Origin of the sequence: Solibacillus isronensis, assembly GCF_023715405.1 — a bacterium.
GTDB lineage: Bacteria > Bacillota > Bacilli > Bacillales_A > Planococcaceae > Solibacillus > Solibacillus isronensis_B.
In genome coordinates this window covers 1,595,137-1,617,799 of record NZ_JAMBOC010000001.1, presented here as the reverse complement: position 1 = coordinate 1,617,799, position 22,663 = coordinate 1,595,137, and the positions used below count along the sequence as shown (strand labels likewise).

The window sequence follows — 22,663 nt, the reverse complement described above, 5'->3', positions numbered from 1 at the left end:
AATAGAAGGATGTGCAACAGATGCTACATAAATGGGAAGGCATCGTTTTAAAGGCGCGTGCTTATGGTGAATCCAATAAAATCGTGACACTTATGACACGTGAAGCAGGTAAAGTCGCGTGTATGGCACGTGGAGCGAAAAAACCGACGAGTCGTTTAGCAGGTGTAACACAAACTTTTATGCATGGCTCGTTTTTAGTCCAGCGAACATCAGGCATGGGGACATTGCAGCAAGGGGAACATTTCAATTCGATGCGTCATATTCAAACAGATATTGTGGCAACAGCTTATGCAAGCTACATCGTGGAAATAGTGGATCGCCTCGTTGAAGAAGGCAGACCGGAACCTTATGCTTTTGATATATTAATTCAGGCATTGAATGCAATTGAAGAAGGGTATGATCCTGAAGCAATTACATTGTTTGTAGATTGGAAAATGCTTCCGTTTGCAGGTATCCAGCCGATTTTGCATGCATGTGCAGGGTGTGGGGCCGTTGATGGGGAATTTGCATTTTCATTTACACAAGGCGGATTTATATGTCATCGATGTTTCCATTTGGACCCGTATATTATTCGGTTATCACCAACGCAGCTCAAGCTGATTCGCATGTTTTATACGGTGCCGATTGAGCAAGTCGGCAAGCTGGAATTAAAACCGCAAACGAAGCAATTTATTAAAAAAATTGTAACGACAATTTATGAAGAGCAAACAGGGATCCGTCTGAAATCACGCAACTTCATCGAACAACTGGAGCGTACACCGTTACTGCAGCGTGAAAAGAAGGAAGAAGAATAAAATTATTGCCTAGGAAATAAAGCGAGTCGAAAGTGCGTAGAATCGCGCAGACTCGCTTTCTTCTATTAAGGAGTGAAAATAGTGCGCCAATTTGAAAATGAGCAACTGACCGTTTTTCAAAGTGTTTTGTATCAAACGACATCTGCGGTAATCAAAACGAAGAAGGCCTTAATCGTGACCGACCCTAACTGGCTGCCGAACGAAATTGCTGAAATAAAAGGCTATATCGAGTCGATTATTGAAGATCGGAAATTATATATTATTTATACACATAGTGATTATGATCATATTATTGCTGCAGGTGCTTTTCCGAATGCTACAACAATTGCCAGTGAAGCTTTTGTTAAGCGAATAAATAAAGAAGAGGTATTGGAGCAAATCCGTCAGTTTGATGCTCAGTACTATATTGAAAGAGATTATCCTATTATTTATCCTCACATAGACATTATTATTAAAGAAGATGGCCAAACACTTGAGCTGCAGGATATAACGTGTAGCTTTTACTTATCGCCAGGGCATACGGGAGATGGGTTATTTACAGTGGTGGAGCCGTTCGGTATTTTACTGGCGGGGGATTATTTATCGAATGTTGAGTTTCCTTTTATTGAGGATTATGAAGCATATTTTGCAACGATCCAAAAAGTGCAAACGATTATATCGGATAAAGAAATTGAAGTTATGGTGCCAGGACATGGGACAACGACGAATAACCTCGATGAAATTCAAAAACGAATTGACGAGTCATTATTATATTTAAATAATTTAGCGAACGATAGTATTGACGAATCACAATTGCAAAAGCTTTATCCTTTTTATAAAGGTTTACAAGAAATGCACGAATTAAATAAAAAAGCCGTACACAAATAAAAATAGCCGCAGGATTTAGGTAATACTAAAATCCTGGGCTATTTTTGCGCATTTAGCTGTTTGCCAGTTCATTCATCCGTTCCAGCACTCTTCGCTTGCGATATAGCATCATACCTGCCTCGGCAATATCTTCAATCATCGATTTATTAATAAAGGCACCGAAAATCATACCTGCTACAGGAATCATTTGAAAGAGCTTTTTCATACCGAAGTTATCGCGGTACGTAAAGAAGACTTCCTGCCAGCCCTGTAACTGGGAAACCATATTTTCTGCAGCGTTCGGCTTTTCATAATGTTGTGCCAGTTCATTTAATATCGCTTCTTTTCCGACAACATCAGAGGAAGCAAACTGCAGACATTTTACGATGAATATACGCTCGGCTTTTTCATTTGGATCATAGCCATGGATCATTGCGATTTCCTGCAATGTTTTTAGCGCAATTCCTAGAATAACAGGGATATCGAGTGCCAATGTAAAAACACCGCCAAAGCCGGTAGATGCCCCTTGTACGGTTGCGACCTTTGCACGGTTTTTCTGTAGTTTTTCACTCAGTTCCACCATATCTTCAATCGGCATTTGTCCAATATCCTTCAAGGTGGAAACCGAATGCAGCGTATGCTTTTGAATATGACGCATCATCGATTTTTCGCTTACTAAATATTTTCCGCCTGTTTGGACATAGCTTACCAATTCGTCGATCAAGACGGAAATTTTCTCTTGAATGAATTTCGGTGTTAATTTATCGAGTATTTTAAAAGGGATGCGGCCGATTTTTTCCCAAAACCATAAACCGCTTTGATCTTTTTCCCAAAGTTGGATTGTTAATAAATGATTTTCTAGCTGCTGTTGAGTTTCCATAAATCATCCTCCCAATGGACATGCTCCTTATTTTACGTTCCATAACGGAAAAGGTTTCAGCAAGTCACTCGAATTGTGTCAGTAATGGGATGATATCTTCTTTTAACCGTTCATAAAACTCTTCTTCAAGCTTTAAGTATTGATGATGATGCATGTGTTCAAAAAGAGTGAACATATTCTCTATTTTTTCTTTGGAAAAGCGGAAGTGATGATTAAAATGGCTACGTTTATTATCGTCGCTTAAATGCATATAGCCCCGGATAATTGTAAACAATTGATTGTATTTTTTATTTGCCAGCTCATAAGCTTCACGGCTTAAACGACCAAGTGCGTTGCTCGGATCGTCAAACTTTCTGTAAAATAACTGTGCTTCACGATAAGTTTCAAGTTTCATATTCGCCGTGTAGAGGATGTGGTGTTGTGCGCGGTGTTCTGGGCATTCAAATTGAAGTATAGCCTTTACGAGATGTGAAATTTTATCGAATGTGTCTAAAGGTGTGTCGGTTTTGTCCTTTACCTGAAAAAACATAAAATCCCCTCCATCTATTACTATCTTTGATTATAACTTATTTAAAATTTAATTATTTGAATAATCTAAAAATTAAAGGGCTTTTTTTAATACAAGGTAATGTGAAAAAAGGTGCTTAAACTTTAGTGAATGAATCTTTGGATTATTCAATGCTTGAGAGAGGGGGCTAATGGATAAATAACTGTAGATAAGATTTTATATTTCAATCCTGTAAAAAGAAAAAACACTTTCTGCTCAAATCGAACAGAAAGTGTCTTATTGATTTTAGAATTGTAAATGCTTCTCGATGTAAGCTTTTACTTCCGCGATTGGCATACGGATCTGTTCCATTGAATCACGGTGACGTACTGTTACTTGACCGTCTTCTTTTGAATCGAAATCGTACGTGATACAGAATGGTGTACCGATTTCGTCCTGGCGGCGGTAACGTTTACCGATAGATTGTGACTCATCGTAATCAACCGGGAATGCTTTACGTAAATCAGCCCATACGTCGCCAGCTTCTTCTGATAATTTTTTAGATAGTGGCAATACAGCTGCTTTGAATGGAGCTAGAGCAGGGTGGAAGCGTAATACTGTACGAGTATCGTCGCCTTCTAATTGCTCTTCTTCATAAGCATCGCATAAGAATGCCAATGTTACACGGTCTGCACCTAATGATGGCTCGATGCAGTATGGTACATAGCGCTCATTTGAGACAGGATCGATGTAAGTGAAATCTTCACCTGAATGTTCCATATGCTGCTTTAAGTCATAATCTGTACGGTCTGCGATACCCCATAGTTCGCCCCAGCCGAATGGGAAGCGGAATTCAATATCCGTTGTCGCATTTGAATAGTGTGAAAGCTCATCGTCTTCATGGTCGCGTAAACGCATTGAATCTTCTTTCATACCTAATGCAAGAAGCCAGTTTTTGCAGAACTCTTTCCAATATGAGTGCCACTCAAGGTCTTCACCCGGTTTACAGAAGAATTCTAGTTCCATTTGTTCGAATTCACGTGTACGGAATGTAAAGTTACCAGGTGTGATTTCGTTACGGAAAGATTTACCGATCTGTGCGATACCGAATGGTGTCTTTTTACGCATTGAACGCTGAACATTTTTAAAGTTTACGAAAATACCTTGTGCAGTTTCTGGGCGCAGGTAAATTTCATTTGATGAAGATTCAGTTACACCTTGGTGCGTTTTGAACATCAAGTTGAACTGGCGGATATCTGTGAAATCGATTTTTCCGCAGTCTGGACAAGCTACTTCAAGCTCTTCCATTTTTTCTTTCATTTGATCGAAAGTCATACCGTCAACGATAATTTCTTTGCCTGTTTTTGTTAAAGAAGCATCTTCAATCAATTTATCTGCACGGTGACGCGCTTTACATGATTTACAGTCGATCATCGGGTCATTAAAGTTACCTACGTGACCAGATGCAACCCATGCTTTTGGATTCATTAAAATCGCAGCATCCAAACCTACGTTGTGTTCAGATTCCTGAACGAATTTCAGCCACCAAGCTTTTTTTACGTTGTTTTTAAGTTCTACACCAAGTGGACCGTAATCCCAAGTGTTTGCTAAACCACCGTAAATATCAGATCCGGGAAATACGAATCCGCGGTGTTTTGCTAATGATACAATTGTCTCCATTGATTTTTCTGCCATGAAAAAAACCTCCTGTTCGTTAATGAAAAAAATAAAAGCACCCGTCTCCGGGCACAAAAGCTCTGCCCGGGGACGAGTGCATCAAGACGATGTACCCGCGGTTCCACCCCGCTTGTTTTTAAATAAATAAAAACCTCTTTTATAAAAATAGCTCAGGGGCGCCGTTTCTCAATTCATTGTAGGCTTGCACTATCCCTACTCGCTTATGTTAGAATTGATACTTATTAATCCCTTCATCGCTTACATATTAATATTCAAAACAACAAGTGAGTTGTTCGCTAATATTGTAGCATGGGTTTGTTTTCTTCGCAATATAGAAGGGAATAGTATATAATAATTAAGGATAAAGTATAACATTATTTGAAGCGGGTGAGTCCAATCGAACTCAATAAACGTCAAGATGTAATCTTGCAAATTGTAAAAGAAAATGGCCCTATTACGGGCGAACATATCGCTGAGCGCCTTGGATTAACGCGCGCTACATTGAGACCTGATCTAGCTATACTAACGATGGCTGGATTTTTAGATGCGCGCCCACGTGTCGGCTACTTCTATGCAGGTAAAAAAACAACGGCTGCCTTTACGGAATCAATGCTGAATTTAAAAGTAAAGGATTTTCAGTCGATTCCGGTAGTCGTTCCGGATGATATGACAGTCTATGATGCGATTATCCATATGTTTTCCGAGGATGTCGGAACACTTTTCGTTATTGATAAAGATGAAATATTACAAGGTGTGCTGTCTCGAAAAGATTTACTGCGTTCGAGTATAGGAACACAGGATTTAAATAAAATGCCTGTGCATATAATTATGACGAGAATGCCGAATATTGCCTATTGTGTTAATTCGGATTCATTAATCGTGGCGGCCAAAAAGTTAATAGAACGAGAAATTGATTCCATGCCGGTAGTTGAAGAAACTGAGCGGGGATTGGTCATTACCGGACGGTTAACGAAGACGAATATTACACGTGCGTTTATTTCGTTAGCTGAAACGCATGATTTATAGGTGATCTTATGAAAAAATTGACTATATTTGTAGTATCAGATTCGGTCGGTGAAACTGGAGAAGCGGCTGTGAAAGCGGTAGTCAGCCAGTTTCGGCCAAATTTCGAAAAAGTAAGGATTCGAAAGTTTCCTCATATTGCCAATGTGGATGTGTTGGAGAAAATTGTCCAAATTGCTATCGCAAATGAGGCAACGATTGTCTTTACACTTGTTGAAAAGCAGATGAGACAAGCACTTCAAAAAATCGCAAGTGAATATAAGGTTCATGCAATCGACTTATTGGGATCGATGCTTGACTTGATCGAAACTTCATTTGATGAAATGCCGTTGCAAAAGCCGGGGCTTGTCCATCAATTGGATGATGATTATTTCAAAAAAATTGAAGCGATCGAGTTTGCTGTTAAATATGATGACGGGCAGGATCCGCGCGGTATTTTGCTGGCGGACATTGTTTTAGTCGGTGTATCAAGAACATCTAAAACCCCATTATCGCAATATTTAGCTCATAAACGGTATAAAGTGGCGAATGTGCCGCTCGTTCCGGAAGTGGAACCCCCAGCGGAATTAATGCAAATCGATCCGAAAAAATGTTTTGGATTGGTCATTACACCGGAAAAGCTCAACAATATTCGAAAAGAGCGTTTAATAACATTGGGTTTAACGGAAAATGCATTTTATGCACAACATACTAGAATTGAGCAGGAAATTAGCTATTTTTATAGTATTGTTGATAAAATAGGTTGTCGAACGATAGATGTTACAAATCGTGCTGTCGAAGAAACAGCGCATAAAATTATTGATATGCTAGAGCTTGATTGTAGATAGCAACTATAGCCGCCTCTTCAAAAAGGAAGAGGAGGTTTTTTTGGTGGAATAATATTTAAGATTTTTAAGAAACTAAGTGAACAATACTTTTGTTACAGAATAAGCTTGCATATATCGCTGAATTTCGACATTTTTAGTTATATTCTGATTATTTTTTTGAAATTATATAGCAACAATAGTCTTTTTGTTTTATAATAATAAAATTGTGGTAAAAATAATTATTATAGGGTAATTACAAATTTGTATAAGAAATTTTGTCGTATTTTAGAGGATATTTGTAATTTATCTCGAATACTGTAGATGGTGATAATGTGGCTGGAAAAATACCCGAACATGTGATTGAACAAATTCGCTCGCAGTCCGATATAGTCGATGTCATTAGCGATTATATGCAGTTAACGAAAAGAGGGCGCAACTATTTTGGATTATGTCCATTCCATGGTGAGCAAACACCCTCTTTTTCAGTATCCAGCGATAAACAGATATTTCACTGTTTTGGCTGTGGGGCAGGAGGAAACGCCATTACTTTTGTAATGGATATGGAACATCTGTCGTTTCCGGATGCACTCATTAAACTAAGTCAACGTGCGGGAATCCCGCTTGAAATGGAATTGTCGACTGAGCAATCGATGTCGAATTCGCCCATTTCAAAAAAAGAGCAGCAAATGCGAGAGGCTCATACGTTTGCAGTGGAGTTTTATCATCATATTTTAATGAATACAGAAGATGGCGAACCTGCATTAAATTATTTGCTTGAAAGAGGATTTACACGTGAGCAAATCGAAACACATCAGATAGGATGGGCGTTGCCGAATTGGGACACGCTGTCAATCCTACTGGAGCGCAAAGGATATGATCTTGAAGAAATGGCCGAAAGCGGTCTGATCATTCGTAAAGAAAGTGAAGACAGCTACTTTGACCGTTTCCGAGGACGGATTATGTTTCCGATCCGAGATGAAAATGGAAAAACGATTGCATTTTCAGGCAGGATTTTAAATTCCGATGGCGAAGATGCTAAGTACTTAAATAGTCCTGAAACGCCGATCTTCCATAAAAGTCAAGTACTTTATAATTTGGATAAGGCGCGGGCATCTATCCGTAAATCAAGACAAGTAATTTTAATGGAAGGCTTTATTGATGTTTTAGCAGCAAACCAAGCAGGTATATACAATGCTGTAGCAACGATGGGTACGTCTCTTACGCCCCAGCATATTACAAAGCTCAAACGCTTAGTTCAGCAAATTACGATTTGCTATGATGGTGATAATGCTGGTTTTGAGGCCGCCAAGCGTGCTGCACAAATGCTTCATCAAGAACAGATTAAAGTTGAGGTCGCTGTTTTACCAGATAAACTTGATCCGGACGAATACATTCGTACACACGGACAAGAGGCATTTAAAAATCAAATAATAGAAAAGCCGCACGCTTATATTGCATTTATGATGATGCATGCGAAACGCGGCAAAAATTTTCAATTTGAAAATGACACACTTCAATACATTCAAGAAGTTCTGGAAACATTAAAAAATAATACTTCTCCAACTGAACGTGATTTATACATTCGTCAATTGGCAAATGAAACAAATATTTCCCAAGAGGCGATCAGTACCCAATTAAGAAAAATGGTCGCGGATAATGTAAAAGAGCAGAAACGCGATCAAAAAATGGTGGAAGAACCAACGCCTCTTCTCCAAAGGGAGCGTAAAAAAGATGCAACAGACCGTGCGGAAAGTATACTTTTAGCACATATGTTGCATGATGTAAATATTGTGAATAAAGTTCTCAGAGAGGGAAATAACGAACCTTTCATTCATGAGGAATATTTATCCGTATTTGTTCGTTTAATTGGTTTTTATGAAGAATATGAAATGGCTGATTTCCATCGATTCGTCGAAGTGTTGGATGATCATGATTTAAGAAAAATTGTGATGGATGCTGCGTTACTTGAACGTGACCCTGATAATGGTGAAGCGGAAATAATAGATTGTTTAAAGCAAATCGAAAAACGCCGATTAGAACTAAAGATTGAACAATTAAAGCACGATCAAAAAGAAGCAGAAAAAATGCATGAGCATAGACGAGCACTTGAGATTGCCCAACAAATAATTAACTTAAATAGAAAGATAAAAATGGGCGTTTAACGCGATTTGTTTTTAGAAGGAGGAAGGTTTATGGCGGACAAGTCAAAACATTCAAAAGATACGGTAGTAAACGGGGTTTCATTAGAGCAGGTAAAAAAGCAACTTTTAGCTAAAGCAAAACAGGTTGGCGAAATGTCAATGAAGGAAATCTCTGAAACATTAGCATTTTTTGAACTGGAGAATGAAGAGATTTTCAACTTTGCCGATGAAATCGAAAAAAATGATATAACAGTTGAAGGAAAAGAAGAATTTGAAGAAGAAGCGCTATCTAAGCAAGAATCAAGCGAAGAAGCTTTCGACTTAAATGATTTAAGTGTTCCTCCTGGCGTTAAAATTAATGACCCGGTACGTATGTATTTAAAAGAAATCGGACGTGTGGATTTACTTTCTGCAGACCAGGAAATCCGTTTAGCGGAACGTATCGAACAAGGTGACGAAGAAGCACGTAAACGTCTGGCCGAAGCTAACTTACGTCTTGTAGTTTCGATTGCAAAACGCTATGTAGGCCGTGGAATGCTGTTCCTGGATCTTATTCAGGAAGGAAACATGGGTCTGATCAAAGCGGTTGAAAAATTCGACCACCGTAAAGGGTTCAAGTTCTCGACTTATGCAACTTGGTGGATTCGTCAAGCAATTACACGTGCGATTGCCGACCAGGCACGTACTATCCGTATTCCGGTACACATGGTTGAAACAATCAACAAATTAATCCGTGTACAACGTCAGCTTCTTCAGGATTTAGGTCGTGAACCTTCTCCGGAGGAAATTGGGGAGGAAATGGATTTAACACCTGAAAAAGTTCGTGAAATTCTAAAGATTGCCCAAGAGCCTGTATCATTGGAAACACCAATTGGGGAAGAAGATGATTCGCATTTAGGTGATTTCATTGAAGACTCGGAAGCACAATCTCCTTCTGATCACGCAGCATATGAGTTATTGAAGGAGCAGTTGGAAGACGTGCTGGATACATTAACAGACCGTGAAGAAAACGTATTGCGTTTACGTTTCGGTTTAGATGATGGCCGTACGCGCACTTTGGAAGAAGTAGGTAAAGTGTTTGGCGTTACACGTGAACGTATTCGTCAAATCGAGGCGAAAGCATTACGTAAACTGCGTCATCCATCTCGCTCAAAACGCTTAAAAGATTTCTTAGAATAAGCTAAACAGGGAAAAGATGAAGGAGTATATTACTCTTCATCTTTTTTTGTGTAACTATTGCAGGTAATTACTATTTTCCGAGAATAAGGGTATTGCTTTTTACCGATGTTGTTCATGCAGGAATTATTTACAATATGATAGAGCATATAAAAACAGATTTGGAGCGAAATGATGTCAAATCCTAAAAAACAAATTATTATGAATGAAATTACGTTCTGGAAACAAAATAAAATGTTACCGGAACATTATTGCGACTTTTTGATGACCCTTTATTCGGAAGGAAACCATCAAGAAGAGATTGCAGGGAAATCCAAAAATGCCGTCATAAATGTCGAAAAACGCAGAAACCGCAATGTATCGATGTTTTTCCCGATCATTGCAATGGTTATTTTATTGCTGCTGTTTACGATGCAGTTCGAATGGGTTGTCATTGCAGTTGCCGCGGTATTTGCCGCAGGCTCTCTGATCGGGGCTATCTATTTTGCAAAAAGAAATCATCTAATGGCAGTGATGTTGCAGCTGGCGACCGCTTTATCCATTTTAGGTGTGACATTGAAAGTGAGTACAACGTATTTCGCCGGCAACAATGAAATGCTTTATATCATCCTTATTGTAAACTGTGTCTTTTGGCTGTTAAGCGGCATCATGCTGAAGATCATTTATTTTACGATTTCAGGCATTCTTGGTTTGATTGCCATCATTAGTGCATGGATTTATTTTCTATAGGAAGTTCAAAATCATACATATACCTTATACTATTCTTTGAAGCTATGCGGAAGTTTTGGAACTTCTATGCATAGCTTTTTTGTGTCTGTTTTACAAAATACTCTGCAAAATACATATATTTTCTGTAAAAATACATATTTTTAGATTACAATAGAGTTGAAGTGAAATAGGCTGAGAGGATGAATGGTATGCATTTTGATTTAACAACAGAGCAAGCGATGTTACAAAAGATGATACGTGAGTTTTCGGATGAAGTAGTGGCACCAGGAGCGGTCGAGCGTGATAAAACGAAAGCCTTCCCAGTAGAAATTTTTAAAGAACTTTCCAATATGGGAATTATGGGTCTGCCGTTTCCTGAACAATATGGCGGGGCGGGTGCAGATACAATCAGCTTTGCAATTGTTACAGAAGAGTTGAGCCGTACATGTGCTTCGACAGGAATTACATATTCGGCTCATATTTCATTAGGCGGTGCGCCATTGCATTTATTCGGTTCGGAGGCGCAGAAGGAAAAATACTTAACGCCGATCTGTACGGGTGAATCATTCGGTGCATTCGGTTTAACAGAGCCTAATGCCGGTTCTGATGCAGGTGGTACAGAAACGACCGCTGTGTTGGATAATGGAGAATTTGTCATTAACGGGTCGAAAGTTTTTATTACAAATGCAAGTTATGCCAAACATTTAGCGTTAACAGCAATCACAAATCGGGATGGAAACAAAAAAGAAATTAGCGCGATTATTGTCCCAACTGATGCAAAAGGATTTACGATCAAGTCGGAATACGAAAAGATGGGCTTAAATGCTTCGAATACAACAGAATTGATTTTAGAAAATGTCCAGGTGCCGGAAGAAAACTTGCTTGGGGTCCGGGGAAATGGCTTTAAACAGTTTTTAACGACGCTGGATGGCGGCCGGATCGGTATTGCGGCAATGGCTGTCGGAATCGCACAGGGCGCATTAAATAAAGCGGTTCAATATGCAAAAGAACGCAAGCAATTCGGAAAGGCACTGGCGGAGTTTCAGGCAACACAGTTTAAATTGGCTGATATGGAGGTAAAAATACAATTAGCGCGGACATTTGTATATAAAGCGGCATGGCTGAAAGATCAGGGGCGTCCTTTCGGAAAAGAAGCTGCTATCGCAAAATACTATGCTTCCGAGATGGCGATGGAAGTTTGCGATGAAGCAATTCAAATTCATGGCGGCTACGGTTATATGAAAGAATATGAAGTAGAGCGCTTTTTACGTGATGCGAAATTGTTGGAAATCGGTGAAGGAACGTCTGAAGTACAGAAAATGGTAATTGCAAGACATATATTATGATAGAAATTGTAAATTGGTAAAATTGTTACAAAGCTAGTAAAACTTGTTCATTAAGTCTTTCAGTTTTCAATAGAATCAAGTACAATTAATATTGTTTACTAGGCAAAAGTCTAGCATGAAATAGAATATTTAATGAGGGAGGGGAACGCAATGAGAAACAATCCACTTATTCCTTACGTACTTATCATGGCATTCGGTATCGGACTAATTTTCTTCATGTCATTTGAGGGTGCAGCTGATAAAAACAGTGCGGACGGCGAACATTCAGGGGAAACTGCTGAATTAAATGGTGAAGATATTGCTCAAAAGAACTGTATTTCGTGCCACGGTGGTGATTTAACTGGTGGTGGAGGTCCTTCAATCGTTGGATTAGATGCTGAGCATATTAAAGATTACGCATTAAATGGTTCGGAAAACGGCAATATGCCTCCAATTCTTAAAAATGAAGCGGAAGCAGATGCTGTAGCTGAATATATTTCAGGTTTATAATGAATAGCCAAGTGCAGAAATGGAGTGATCCGGTTCTGCACTTTTTTATATTCTGGAAAGAGACGTTTATGTAAAAGTTCTATATAATAGGGGTAGTTTGTGATATAGAAAAGAGGATATATAAATATGAACGCACAAAAACTTTCAAAACGACTTGAAACGGTCGCTTCATTTGTTCCGACAGGAGCCATTGTAGCGGATATCGGAAGTGACCATGCCTATTTACCATGTTATTTAGTGCATAAAGGAATTGCTGCGCGTGCAGTAGCAGGAGAGGTTGTAAAAGGACCTTATGAATCAGCCGTAAAACAAGTTCGCACTGAAGGCTTAACAGATAAAATTACAGTACGCATGGCAGATGGGCTGGCTGCTGTTGAAGAAGCGGATGAAATTACAGCTGTTACAATTGCAGGGATGGGCGGACCACTAATTGTGTCCATATTAGAAAAACATCCACAAGCTTTAAAAACGGTAACACGTTTAATTTTACAGCCGAATATTCATGCAAAAGCGATCCGTGAATGGGCAATGGCAAATGGCTGGGCAATCCAGGATGAGGTCATTTTAGAAGAGGACGGAAAAATTTACGAAGTCCTTGTATTACAGCGCGGGGAAATGAAATTAAACGAAGCGCAAACATTGCTTGGGCCAAAGCTCATGGAAACGAAAGTACCTGTTTTCATTGAAAAATGGTCACGTGAAATCGCAAATTGGCAGCGTGTTCAACAAGCGATTTCAGAAGCGGAAAAAACACCTGAAAATCAGGAAAAGTATGAACAACTTACACATTACATTAAAATGGTACAGGAGGCGATTGCGTGAAATCCGTAAATGGCAACGAGATTATCCAACTATTTGAATCATGGTCACCTAAAAAATATGCCTGCATGCCGAATGACCCGATCGGATTGGCCATTGGTACATTAAATAAACCGATTTCAAAAGTACTTGTAACACTGGACGTGACAAATGAAGTCGTTGATGAGGCGATCGACAACGGCTGTGAGCTTATTATTGCACATCATCCGCCGATTTTCATGAAGCTCTCGAACTTGCGTACAGATAATCCGAAAGGGGCACTGTATGAAAAGTGCCTGAAAAATGATATTGCAGTCTATGCAGCGCATACGAATCTTGACGTAGCACCGGGCGGAGTCAATGATTTACTGGCAGATGCACTAAAACTGGAAGATCGTAAAATTCTGGAGGTTACCTTCGAAGAAAAAATGATGAAGCTAGCCGTATTCGTTCCTGTCGATGATGCAGATGCTTTGCGTGAAGTACTGGCTAAAGCCGGAGCAGGTCGTTTAGGCCACTATGAGGCGTGCAGCTATACATTGCAAGGTAAAGGCCGTTTCCGTGCTACAGAAGGAGCAGACCCGGCTGTAGGGGAAATCGGTGAGCTTCACATCGAGGAAGAGGAAAAGGTGGAAGTCGTGTTCCCGAGATCGATGAAAAATAAAATATTAAAAGCTATGCTAAACAACCACCCGTACGAAGAGCCTGCATATGATCTGTTTACGATGGATGTTGACACGAATGAACAAGGACTTGGCCGAATCGGTAAGTTAAAACAACCGATGACATTACGGGAATTTGCTGAATTTGTGAAAGTGCAGCTGGACGTGCCTTGTCTGCGCGCAGTTGGACCTTTGGATCGTATTGTCCAGAAGGTTGCAGTTGTCGGAGGAGACGGCAATAAATATATTCGCACTGCAAAATATGCAGGGGCGGATGTATTTGTAACAGGAGATATCGGCTTCCATATGGCACAGGATGCAGAAGTGGATGGATTGAGCATTATTGATCCGGGTCACCATGTCGAAAAGGTCATGATTAAAGGTGTGGCAGAAAAAATGGCTTCTTTATGTGAGGATCAAAAATTACCTGTTGAATTTATTCAGTCAAAAATCAATACAGAGCCGTTCCAGTTTATTTAATGTGAAAATCAAAAAGCCCATTTTTCTCGAGTGTTAGAAAAATGGGCTTTTACTTAAGAGTTTTCGCCTTATTATTGAAATTTCTAGTTACGTACAGGAATCGCCTTTGCAGCCATTTCCTCGTCAAAGTCATTTTCGGATTTTGCCACTACGACACATGCTACACCATTACCAATAATGTTTGTTACTGCACGAGCTTCAGACATGAAGCGGTCAACGCCGATTAATAATGCAATTCCTTCAAGTGGTACCATCGGGAATGCAGCTAATGTTGCAGCTAATGTAATGAATCCCGAACCCGTTACACCGGCAGCCCCTTTTGAAGTAATCATTAATACCCCAAGAAGTGTGATAATTTCTAACCAAGATAAATCAACACCATATGCTTGTGCGATGAATAATGCTGCCATCGATAAGTAAATAGATGTTCCGTCCAAGTTAAAGGAATACCCGGTAGGTACTACTAAACCTACTACTTGCTTCCCGCAACCGTAGTTTTCTAACTTTCGCATCATAGCTGGTAAAGCCGATTCAGAAGAAGATGTACCGATTACGATAAAAATTTCTTCTTTAATATAGGCAATGAAGCGGAAAATGTTGAAGTTAAAGTATTTCGCAATTAAGCCTAGCACGACTATAACAAACAGGAACATTGTAATATATACTGCGGCCATTAAAAGACCAAGGGATTTTAAAGAACCTAAACCGAAATTACCAATTGTGTAAGCCATTGCACCGAACGCACCGATAGGAGAGAATTTCATTACAATCCCAACGATTTTGAAGAAAATTTCAGATACTTGTTCAAAAAATGTTATTACAGGACGTGTTTTTTCGCCTAAAGATGCTACAGCAATACCGAATAGTACAGCAGCAAATAAAGTTGGAAGTAAAGCACCCTCAGCTAATGCACCGACAAAATTTTCAGGAATAATATCGTAAATGAATCCGCTCAAACCAGCTTCACTATTTTCTTCAGCAGCAGTTGTATATTTCGAAATATCCGTTTCGCCCGCTTTAGATGTATCGATTCCAGCCCCTGCATTTATGACAACAGCTACCATAATACCAAGTGCAAGAGCGATTGTTGATACAATTTCGAAGTAAAGTAATGCTTTACCACCGATTTTACCAACCTTTTTCATATCACCCATGCCACCAATACCAATAACAACCGTTAAGAAGATAATTGGAGCGATTAACATTTTAATTAATTTAATAAATAAGTCAGCTAAAATTTTAAGGCTTGCGCCGAATTCTGGCCAAAATGCACCGACGATAACGCCAAGAATGATGGCGATAATTACTTGGACTGTTAGATTTTTTAGTAATTTCAATTTCGCTTCCCCCTCTGATTTATCTATGATAACGTTTACATTTGCAATAATAACGTAGGATTATTCGGAATATTTATTTTGTTGATAAAAAACATATCGTTCATTTTGGTCAATTTTTACTGCAATGATCTGAAATATTGATATAGCAAGGGTTTGCTTTGTTATAATACTGTTATAAGACTTGAAGTTTTTGTACTATAACAAAAAGAAAAACTACTTATTTTCATAAGTAGTCGAATATTGTTTATTTTGTTCAATTGTTTATATCCTGAATTTCTTCACGAAGCTGTGTCAGGAAATCTTTATTACTTATTTTTTCATAGGAGCTATAAATAGGCTGTAATGCTTCCATCCATTGTTTACGTTGCTGTTCTGAAATAGTATAAAACTGAATATTCTCGTCTGCTTTTAGCTGCTGGTAGTTTTCTGCATTTAATGCGACTGCCTGATCATGTTGCCAGCGCTGCATTTCATCAAGTGAATCTTGAATTATTTTTTGCTGGTCGTCAGTAAGCAATTTCCAAAAATCGGCGTTCATCATTACACTGTAAGCAAGTATGCCGTGATTCGATAAGGTAATATTCGGTTGCATTGAATAATAGCCCTTTGAATATAAATTTGAAAGTGTATTTTCTTGGGCAATGATTTCGTTATTTTGAATCGCGATGTATAAATCATTGAAAGTTTTTAAAATCGGCTTTGCTTTTAATAATAAAAACTGTTCTTTTAGTATATCACTTGGCATGATACGGATTTTGAGATCTTTAAACTGATCAACCTCAAGGAGTGGTTTTGTATTGGAAGCCATCTGTTTAAAGCCGTTATGCCAGAATGTCAAACCATGTACATTAATGCTGTCTAGCTCTTGCAGTAAGGAATCACTAAGATCGCCATGCAGTATTTCATATACTTGTTCGTCATTTTCAAAAATAAATGGCAGGTCAAGAACTTGCCATGTTGGAAGTGCTTCCGTGATTTTTGAAATCGTAGGTGCAATCATTTGAATATCACCTTTTTGTAAGGCGGCTAATTCGTTTTCATCATTGTATAAAATACCGTTAGGATAAGTTTGCACAATGATTTCGCCATCCGATTTTTCTTTAACTAGTTCAGCAAACTTATTAACCGCAAGCCCTTTTGGTGTATTTTCAGCTACAACGTGACTAAAGTTAATTACAATTTGGTCATTAAGCCCAACTTGCTCATCGTCGTAAGGTAAATCGTTTGAATTCCACACGTCGAAACGGTAGGAGATCGTAATGATTAACAATAAAGCTGCAACGATAGCGGTTATGATATAAAGGCGCAATAGGATTCCCTCATTTACATTGGAATTTTTTGAATGTTGTAGAAAATCTCCACATACTTCGAAGTTTGTTATATTATATAGCAAAAAAGGAGGCACAAAATGAAAATGAAACAATTATCAATGAACGGAAAAATTGTGCTGCTTACCTTTTTCATTATTGCATTCTCCTTTTTCGTAGCAGGAATATTATTGTTAAGCAATCTAACACGGGAACATGAAGAAACGGTAGGTAGCCGTGCTATGCTGATTGCCCGGACCATTTCCGATTTGCCGGAAATTCAAAAGCAGCTTGAAGAGCAGGATTTACAATTGGCACAAACGATGATTACCCAAATTGTTCACGATATCAAAATTATTAATAAAGCGGAATATATTGTTGTCATGAATATGGATCGTATTAAATTATCGCATCCATCTCCGAACCAACTAGGTAAAAAAAGTAACTCATCGGATATGCATGCTGCATTTAATGAAAATTATTATATTTCAAAAGCAATTGGAGAACAAGGCAAGACAATTCGGGCATTTGTACCAATTTTAAACGAGCAAAAAAAACAAGTAGGGGTTGTCGTTGTAGGATTTGCATTGCCAACATTTTGGAATATTCTTGCTGAAAATACAAATGAAATTATTTTGGCAGTTCTATTGTCTTTCCTTTTTAGTATTTGGGGTGCACATTTATTAGGGCGGCATATAAAACGTCAAATGTTCGGGCTGGAACCAATTGAAATTGCAAAAGTGTATGTCGAGCGGACTGAAACGTTTAATGCAATGCATGAAGGAATTATTGCAGTAGATAACAATATGGTGATTACGATTTTCAATCAAAAGGCAGGCCGTATTTTAGGTGTGGGTGGTAATCCTGAAAAATATATTGGAAAAAATATTTTTGATGTACTGCCTGACACAAGGTTACCTGAAATTGTCGAGAGTGGGCTTGCTGTATATAACCAAGAAATTTACGTAAACAATCATAGTATTTTAAGTAATCGTATCCCGATTTTTGTAAAAGGGAAAACAGTCGGGGCGGTAGCAGTTTTTAAGGATTTAACAGAATTTAAACAACTTGCCGAAGAATTAACAGGCGTCAAAGCATTTGTACAAGCTTTACGTATTCAAACGCATGAGTATAAAAATAAGCTACATACAATCGCAGGACTTTTGCAGCTTGGTCATAATAAGCAGGCGCTTGATTACTTATCTCAAGTGAAAATGCAACATGATCAAGTGACGAAGTTTCTGAATGAGCGTATTTATAATGAAAATATTTCAGGTCTATTGCTTAGTAAAATAAGTCGAGGAAATGAACTAGGAATTGAAGTGACGATTGATGAGGAGAGCCAGCTGACAAGGTTTCCGGAATTATTGGACCATCATGATTTTGTATTGTTATTCGGTAATTTAATCGAGAATGCTTTTGATGCGCTTACGGTGGTAGAACGAAATCATAAAGAAGTAGTAATTTCCATTGATGATAACGATGGTATACTGGCAATTATGGTTACAGATAATGGTATCGGAATTTCAGAAGAAAATTTAGAACAGATTTTCGAAAGTGGATTTTCAACAAAGAATAATGAAAACAGGGGCATTGGTTTATATTTGGTTAATGAAATTGTGAAAAAAGGGAATGGCGCAATTGAAATATCGAGTGAAGTAAATACAGGCACTACATTCATCCTGACATTCGAGTATTAAGAAAGGGGCTTACTAGTGAAGACCATTCAAGTATTATTAGTAGAAGATGATCCAATGGTGCGTGAAGTAAATCGGCAATTTATCGAACGGGTGGAAGGATTTAAAGTCATCGATATGGCATCAAACGGTATTAAAGGAATCGAAAAAATATTAGAGCTATTGCCGGATTTAGTTGTAATGGATATATTTATGCCGGAGCAAGATGGAATTGAAACATTGCGCCAAATTCGTCAGAAAAATATAAATGTGGATTGTATTTCGGTAACAGCGGCAAATGATGTTCAAACAATTCAGCAAATATTGCACTTAGGTGTTTTTGATTACATTATGAAGCCATTTACATTTGAAAGGATCGAGCAAACGTTAATTCATTATCGTCAATTTAAAGAGAAAATGCATGCAGCAGGCGATGTGACTCAAGCAGAGTTAGATGAAATAATCGGTCAAATGAAGGTCCAAAAGGAAGGGCAAAATCCACCCCACATGATAGCTCAAGAGCTTCCTAAAGGCTTTAACCGTGCCACAATGGATAAAGTATTGGTTTTTCTAAAACAGTCTTCAGGTGGTGCCTCAGCAGATGATGTTGCAACAGGCATCGGTGTAGCTCGTGTAACTGCGCGGCGCTATTTAGATTTTATGGAGAAAAATCATCTAATTCAGGTAGATATCCAATATGGCAGTGTTGGGAGACCGATCAATCAATATTTTATTAAGGAATAGGTAAGCCCGGAATTTATTAAAAAATCATCATTCCCCTAGTGGAAATGATGATTTTTTTACGATTAGTAAGGCATAATTTTTTCAACAGGTTTTGGTGCTTTAATTTTCGGTAAAATTTTATCCAATGTTACGGAACGTACGATTTCATGTGTTGCTGGATCGTTTTTATCAAACTTTTCTAGGAATGCAATGACTTCCTTAACGATAGGTGTCGGTGTTGAAGCACCTGCAGTTACTGCTACAGTTTCAACGTTTTCAAGCCATTCAATTTGCAGCTCTGAAATATCCGAGATGCGGTAAGATGGTGTTCCGGCAATTTCTACCGATACTTGTGTTAAACGGTTCGAGTTGTTCGATTTTGGATCGCCAACAACGATTAATAAGTCGGAAGCACCGGCCTGTTCAGCAACTGCTTCTTGACGAACCTGTGTCGCAAGGCAAATTTCTTTATGCACTTCGACATGCGGGAATTTTTCTTTTAAACTATCCATCAGGAAGGCAACATCCCATTGGCTCATCGTCGTTTGGTTTGTTACGAGAATTTTTTCGTTTTCAAAAGACAGATTATCAATATCTTTCATCGATTGAACTAAGTGAACGTGATCTGGTGCAACACCGATAGCGCCTTCTGGTTCAGGATGTCCCTTTTTGCCGATATAAATAATATCGTAGCCTTCTGCTGTTTTTTCGCGGATTAAGTCATGTGTCACCGTAACGTCCGGGCATGTCGCGTCAATTGATACGAGTCCTTTACGTTTTGCGATTTCACGAATTTCAGGTGATACACCGTGTGCTGTGAAAATCACTGTGCCTTGCTCTACCTGTTCGATTATTTCTTTGCGGTTTTCGCCATCAAGCGTAATGATGCCATCTTGTTCAAAAGCATCTGTAACATGTTTATTGTGTACAATCATACCTAAAATGTAGATTGGTCTTGGTAATGTCGGATCAAGTGCGGCATTGCGTGCAATGACCATAGCGTCTACTACCCCATAGCAGTATCCACGCGGATTAATTTTTACAACTTTCATTTATACGTAACTCCTTTCAAAGCCCTGTAATTTCATTATATAGGACGTGTATGCTTTATTCAAAGTTCGCTTACTGAAATCTCTAGTAAATTCGACGGAAATGGCGCAATATATCGAAATGATAGCCCAAGTACAGAATTTTGCGAACGTTTGCTATAATAGCAGAAATAAATAAAACGTAAAGTGGGGAAATGGGATGGCGTTTTCTTTTTTTAAGAGGAATAAAACGGTAGCGTTAAAAAATCAGGTGGAGTTTTGCATGACAAATTTATCGCTCGGTGCAGCGGATGTGTATGATGTGCTGTTAGAGCGCGAAGATATAGAAATAACGGAATCCGGCTGTACTTCAAACTGTGAAATTTGCGAATGTCATTTGTTTGCGATTGTAAATGGTGAACTTATTAAAGCGGAAAATACCGATAAACTATTAAAATATGTTGAAAATGAACTTGAAGAAAATTCTGTCTTGTTTTAAAAAGTCTTTCCGGGGAAAAACATTACATGTGTTGAAAAATAGTTTTACGTGAACGGGATAATTGAAAACTTTTCACTTAAACTTTATAACAAAATTTCAATAGAGGAGTGTTTTTTCCATGACAAACGTTGAAAATAAACAAGTTGGTGGTACACCCGCACAAACTCAGCCATCACAACCGGGAATCGAAAGTAAGATGAATCCATTACCAACACAGCCTTATGAATATACGGGAAGCGATAAGTTAAAAGGAAAAGTAGCAATTATTACAGGCGGTGATTCAGGAATTGGCCGAGCCGTTGCCATTGCCTACGCAAAAGAAGGGGCAAATCTTGTCATAAACTATTTGGAAAAAGAGCAATCCGATGCAGAAGAAACGAAACAATTGGTTGAAAAAGAGGGCGTTCAGGCAGTTCTAGTTGAAGGAGATATCGGTGACTATGAAACAAGTAAAAAACTTGTAAAGACAGCACTTGACCATTTCCAGCAAATTAATATTGTCGTTAATAATGCTGCGGTACAATATCCTGTCGATTCATTTTTAGATATTACGGTCGAACAATGGGACAAAACATTCCGTACAAATATGGATGGTATTTTTTATTTATGTAAGGAAGCCGTTCCGCATTTGGGACAAGGAGATTCCATTATATGTACAACATCTGTCAATGCCTACCGCGGCCATTCGATTTTAATTGATTATACATCAACGAAAGGTGCGATTGTAGGCTTTGTCAGAAGTTTAGCGCAAAACATAGCCGATCAAGGGATTCGCGTAAATATGGTCGCACCAGGACCGATTTGGACACCGTTGATTCCTTCTACATTTGATGCAGAGCAAGTAGCAGAATTCGGTACAGAAACGCCATTAAAACGCCCAGGTCAGCCAAGTGAGCTTGCTGGGGCATATGTGCTGTTGGCATCCCAAGACGGAACATATATTACCGGCCAATGCATCCATGTGAATGGCGGCAGCATTATGTCTTCATAAAAGAGAGTTAAAGATTGGATTGATCGGTAAAGCATACATGGTCAACAAATAGAAAGCTACTCCATTATGCATAAGAGAGGACTCGTATTAGAAATGACGAATCTGCACTCATTTGCTTGGGGTAGCTTTTTCTGGTGTTATTCAAAAGGAGGCTGAAATATTTTTGGTAATGAAGGTTTTGTTGTAATTTTCTCCTGAACTGGCTCTTCTTCTCGACGATTGCCTCGCGGATTTCCTCTTTCTCTCATTCTATCTCTCTCTCTTGGTCGTTCCTGCGGCATTGAAACAGTAGAAGACTCCAGTGGGTCCGATGTATCCTTAAATCCTTTATATAAACGCCATAAAGCGGGCAGATTTTTAAACATTGGAGCTGCCTGCTGAAAATAAGGTGTGAACTTTTGGGCATTATTAAATAAAGAGTTTGCTCCTGATAAAAATCCCTCGAGCTTCGGTACACCTGCTGCACCTTGCACGGGTGCTTGAGGCGGAATCGGCATTTGGTCCATAAACTGACCAGCTCCAGGAATAGAACCTATTCCGGGAATCGGACCTCCCCCTGGACTTGGGCCTCGCATCATGTATGGTGCATACATTGGAAAACGTGGTGCAACCGGCATTTGATTCATCATTCCTTGAGGTGGAAAGTAATAAGGTGGGCGCATATTAAACTCCTTTCTAAAAATCGACATGATATTTCAATTTTCTTTCATAAATTCGTCCCAACTGTTTGACGTTGAAACTATTTACCGTTATGATATGCAGATGGTCACTTAAATGTACGAATTATGG

The 22,663-nt window shown here is 38.7% G+C and carries 22 protein-coding genes; 15 read left to right on the top strand and 7 right to left on the bottom strand.

Annotated elements, in window-relative coordinates; translation table 11 throughout:
• Positions 1-20 precede the first annotated feature (20 nt).
• Together recO and M3166_RS08315 are read left to right on the top strand one after the other, a co-directional pair.
• Positions 21-794: a DNA repair protein RecO gene (recO, locus tag M3166_RS08320; protein WP_008403126.1), complete on the top strand. Its 774-nt coding sequence runs from the start codon at positions 21-23 to the stop codon at positions 792-794.
• Positions 795-875: 81 nt separating this feature from the next.
• Positions 876-1,661: an MBL fold metallo-hydrolase gene (locus M3166_RS08315; RefSeq protein WP_251689094.1), complete on the top strand. Its 786-nt coding sequence runs from the start codon at positions 876-878 to the stop codon at positions 1,659-1,661.
• A 52-nt stretch (positions 1,662-1,713) separates the two neighbouring features.
• On the opposite strand, the gene M3166_RS08310 is transcribed toward M3166_RS08315, so the two are convergent.
• The 3 genes from M3166_RS08310 to M3166_RS08300 form a co-directional block, all read right to left on the bottom strand.
• Complete coding sequence (locus tag M3166_RS08310; RefSeq protein WP_251689092.1) at positions 1,714-2,520, bottom strand: EcsC family protein; 807 nt, start codon at positions 2,518-2,520, stop codon at positions 1,714-1,716.
• Between the two features lie 64 nt (positions 2,521-2,584).
• Entirely contained in the window at positions 2,585-3,049 is a 465-nt protein-coding gene (locus M3166_RS08305) for a hypothetical protein (RefSeq protein ID WP_251689090.1), read from the bottom strand.
• A gap of 264 nt (positions 3,050-3,313) precedes the next feature.
• Positions 3,314-4,702, bottom strand: coding sequence for a glycine--tRNA ligase (locus M3166_RS08300; protein WP_079525619.1), 1,389 nt, complete (start codon positions 4,700-4,702; stop codon positions 3,314-3,316).
• Between the two features lie 369 nt (positions 4,703-5,071).
• On the opposite strand from M3166_RS08300, the gene M3166_RS08295 reads away from it, so the two are divergent.
• From M3166_RS08295 to M3166_RS08255, 9 genes are all read left to right on the top strand, one after another.
• Positions 5,072-5,710, top strand: a complete 639-nt coding sequence (locus M3166_RS08295; RefSeq protein WP_008403112.1) for a helix-turn-helix transcriptional regulator — start codon at positions 5,072-5,074, stop codon at positions 5,708-5,710.
• Positions 5,711-5,718: 8 nt separating this feature from the next.
• Positions 5,719-6,534, top strand: a complete 816-nt coding sequence (locus M3166_RS08290) for a pyruvate, water dikinase regulatory protein (protein ID WP_251689088.1) — start codon at positions 5,719-5,721, stop codon at positions 6,532-6,534.
• 311 nt (positions 6,535-6,845) lie between these two features.
• Complete coding sequence (gene dnaG / locus M3166_RS08285) at positions 6,846-8,675, top strand: DNA primase (RefSeq protein WP_251689086.1); 1,830 nt, start codon at positions 6,846-6,848, stop codon at positions 8,673-8,675.
• Positions 8,676-8,705: 30 nt separating this feature from the next.
• The gene (gene rpoD, locus M3166_RS08280) at positions 8,706-9,833 is read left to right on the top strand and encodes an RNA polymerase sigma factor RpoD (protein ID WP_079525625.1); all 1,128 of its coding nucleotides are present in this window, start codon (positions 8,706-8,708) and stop codon (positions 9,831-9,833) included.
• 171 nt (positions 9,834-10,004) lie between these two features.
• Positions 10,005-10,559 carry a hypothetical protein gene (locus M3166_RS08275; protein ID WP_251689084.1) on the top strand — a complete coding sequence of 185 codons (555 nt, stop codon included), beginning with the start codon at positions 10,005-10,007 and terminating at the stop codon, positions 10,557-10,559.
• Between the two features lie 188 nt (positions 10,560-10,747).
• The gene (locus M3166_RS08270; protein WP_251689082.1) at positions 10,748-11,884 is read left to right on the top strand and encodes an acyl-CoA dehydrogenase family protein; all 1,137 of its coding nucleotides are present in this window, start codon (positions 10,748-10,750) and stop codon (positions 11,882-11,884) included.
• A 150-nt stretch (positions 11,885-12,034) separates the two neighbouring features.
• A complete protein-coding gene (locus M3166_RS08265) occupies positions 12,035-12,373 on the top strand; it encodes a c-type cytochrome (RefSeq protein ID WP_251689080.1) in 339 nt (112 codons plus the stop codon).
• Positions 12,374-12,499: 126 nt separating this feature from the next.
• Positions 12,500-13,195, top strand: coding sequence for a tRNA (adenine(22)-N(1))-methyltransferase (locus M3166_RS08260; protein WP_079525636.1), 696 nt, complete (start codon positions 12,500-12,502; stop codon positions 13,193-13,195).
• Positions 13,192-14,313, top strand: coding sequence for a Nif3-like dinuclear metal center hexameric protein (locus M3166_RS08255; protein ID WP_251689078.1), 1,122 nt, complete (start codon positions 13,192-13,194; stop codon positions 14,311-14,313). The genes M3166_RS08260 and M3166_RS08255 overlap by 4 nt, the downstream gene beginning before the upstream one ends.
• An 83-nt stretch (positions 14,314-14,396) precedes the next feature.
• Here M3166_RS08255 and dctA read toward each other — a convergent pair whose 3' ends face one another.
• Positions 14,397-15,650 (bottom strand): C4-dicarboxylate transporter DctA, encoded by a 1,254-nt coding sequence (dctA, locus tag M3166_RS08250; protein WP_251689076.1) that lies wholly within the window; start codon positions 15,648-15,650, stop codon positions 14,397-14,399.
• A gap of 253 nt (positions 15,651-15,903) precedes the next feature.
• Positions 15,904-16,959 (bottom strand): DctP family TRAP transporter solute-binding subunit, encoded by a 1,056-nt coding sequence (locus M3166_RS08245; RefSeq protein ID WP_251689074.1) that lies wholly within the window; start codon positions 16,957-16,959, stop codon positions 15,904-15,906.
• A 105-nt stretch (positions 16,960-17,064) separates the two neighbouring features.
• Here M3166_RS08245 and M3166_RS08240 point away from each other — a divergent pair, with 105 nt between their 5' ends.
• The gene (locus tag M3166_RS08240) at positions 17,065-18,657 is read left to right on the top strand and encodes an ATP-binding protein (protein ID WP_251690036.1); all 1,593 of its coding nucleotides are present in this window, start codon (positions 17,065-17,067) and stop codon (positions 18,655-18,657) included.
• 15 nt (positions 18,658-18,672) lie between these two features.
• Positions 18,673-19,377, top strand: coding sequence for a response regulator (locus M3166_RS08235; RefSeq protein WP_353056558.1), 705 nt, complete (start codon positions 18,673-18,675; stop codon positions 19,375-19,377).
• Positions 19,378-19,439: 62 nt separating this feature from the next.
• On the opposite strand, the gene M3166_RS08230 is transcribed toward M3166_RS08235, so the two are convergent.
• Positions 19,440-20,408 (bottom strand): 4-hydroxy-3-methylbut-2-enyl diphosphate reductase, encoded by a 969-nt coding sequence (locus M3166_RS08230; protein ID WP_251689072.1) that lies wholly within the window; start codon positions 20,406-20,408, stop codon positions 19,440-19,442.
• 196 nt (positions 20,409-20,604) lie between these two features.
• Between M3166_RS08230 and M3166_RS08225 the strand changes: the two genes are divergently transcribed.
• A complete protein-coding gene (locus M3166_RS08225; RefSeq protein WP_285848805.1) occupies positions 20,605-20,883 on the top strand; it encodes a DUF1450 domain-containing protein in 279 nt (92 codons plus the stop codon).
• Positions 20,884-21,001: 118 nt separating this feature from the next.
• Positions 21,002-21,874 carry an SDR family oxidoreductase gene (locus M3166_RS08220; RefSeq protein WP_251689068.1) on the top strand — a complete coding sequence of 291 codons (873 nt, stop codon included), beginning with the start codon at positions 21,002-21,004 and terminating at the stop codon, positions 21,872-21,874.
• A gap of 137 nt (positions 21,875-22,011) precedes the next feature.
• On the opposite strand, the gene M3166_RS08215 is transcribed toward M3166_RS08220, so the two are convergent.
• Positions 22,012-22,536 carry a YqfQ family protein gene (locus M3166_RS08215; RefSeq protein WP_251689066.1) on the bottom strand — a complete coding sequence of 175 codons (525 nt, stop codon included), beginning with the start codon at positions 22,534-22,536 and terminating at the stop codon, positions 22,012-22,014.
• Between the last annotated feature and the right edge of the window lie 127 nt (positions 22,537-22,663).

What these genes read in the sequence shown, in the direction of transcription:
- M3166_RS08230 (WP_251689072.1), bottom strand. Translation starts at nt 20,408, where the DNA reads ATGAAAGTTGTAAAAATTAATCCGCGTGGATACTGCTATGGGGTAGTA.
- M3166_RS08310 (WP_251689092.1), bottom strand. Translation starts at nt 2,520, where the DNA reads ATGGAAACTCAACAGCAGCTAGAAAATCATTTATTAACAATCCAACTT.
- M3166_RS08265 (WP_251689080.1), top strand. Translation starts at nt 12,035, where the DNA reads ATGAGAAACAATCCACTTATTCCTTACGTACTTATCATGGCATTCGGT.
- rpoD (WP_079525625.1), top strand. Translation starts at nt 8,706, where the DNA reads ATGGCGGACAAGTCAAAACATTCAAAAGATACGGTAGTAAACGGGGTT.
- M3166_RS08305 (WP_251689090.1), bottom strand. Translation starts at nt 3,049, where the DNA reads ATGTTTTTTCAGGTAAAGGACAAAACCGACACACCTTTAGACACATTC.
- M3166_RS08270 (WP_251689082.1), top strand. Translation starts at nt 10,748, where the DNA reads ATGCATTTTGATTTAACAACAGAGCAAGCGATGTTACAAAAGATGATA.
- M3166_RS08215 (WP_251689066.1), bottom strand. Translation starts at nt 22,536, where the DNA reads ATGCGCCCACCTTATTACTTTCCACCTCAAGGAATGATGAATCAAATG.
- M3166_RS08275 (WP_251689084.1), top strand. Translation starts at nt 10,005, where the DNA reads ATGTCAAATCCTAAAAAACAAATTATTATGAATGAAATTACGTTCTGG.
- M3166_RS08260 (WP_079525636.1), top strand. Translation starts at nt 12,500, where the DNA reads ATGAACGCACAAAAACTTTCAAAACGACTTGAAACGGTCGCTTCATTT.
- M3166_RS08300 (WP_079525619.1), bottom strand. Translation starts at nt 4,702, where the DNA reads ATGGCAGAAAAATCAATGGAGACAATTGTATCATTAGCAAAACACCGC.
- M3166_RS08220 (WP_251689068.1), top strand. Translation starts at nt 21,002, where the DNA reads ATGACAAACGTTGAAAATAAACAAGTTGGTGGTACACCCGCACAAACT.
- M3166_RS08240 (WP_251690036.1), top strand. Translation starts at nt 17,065, where the DNA reads ATGAAACAATTATCAATGAACGGAAAAATTGTGCTGCTTACCTTTTTC.
- recO (WP_008403126.1), top strand. Translation starts at nt 21, where the DNA reads ATGCTACATAAATGGGAAGGCATCGTTTTAAAGGCGCGTGCTTATGGT.
- M3166_RS08290 (WP_251689088.1), top strand. Translation starts at nt 5,719, where the DNA reads ATGAAAAAATTGACTATATTTGTAGTATCAGATTCGGTCGGTGAAACT.
- M3166_RS08225 (WP_285848805.1), top strand. Translation starts at nt 20,605, where the DNA reads ATGGCGTTTTCTTTTTTTAAGAGGAATAAAACGGTAGCGTTAAAAAAT.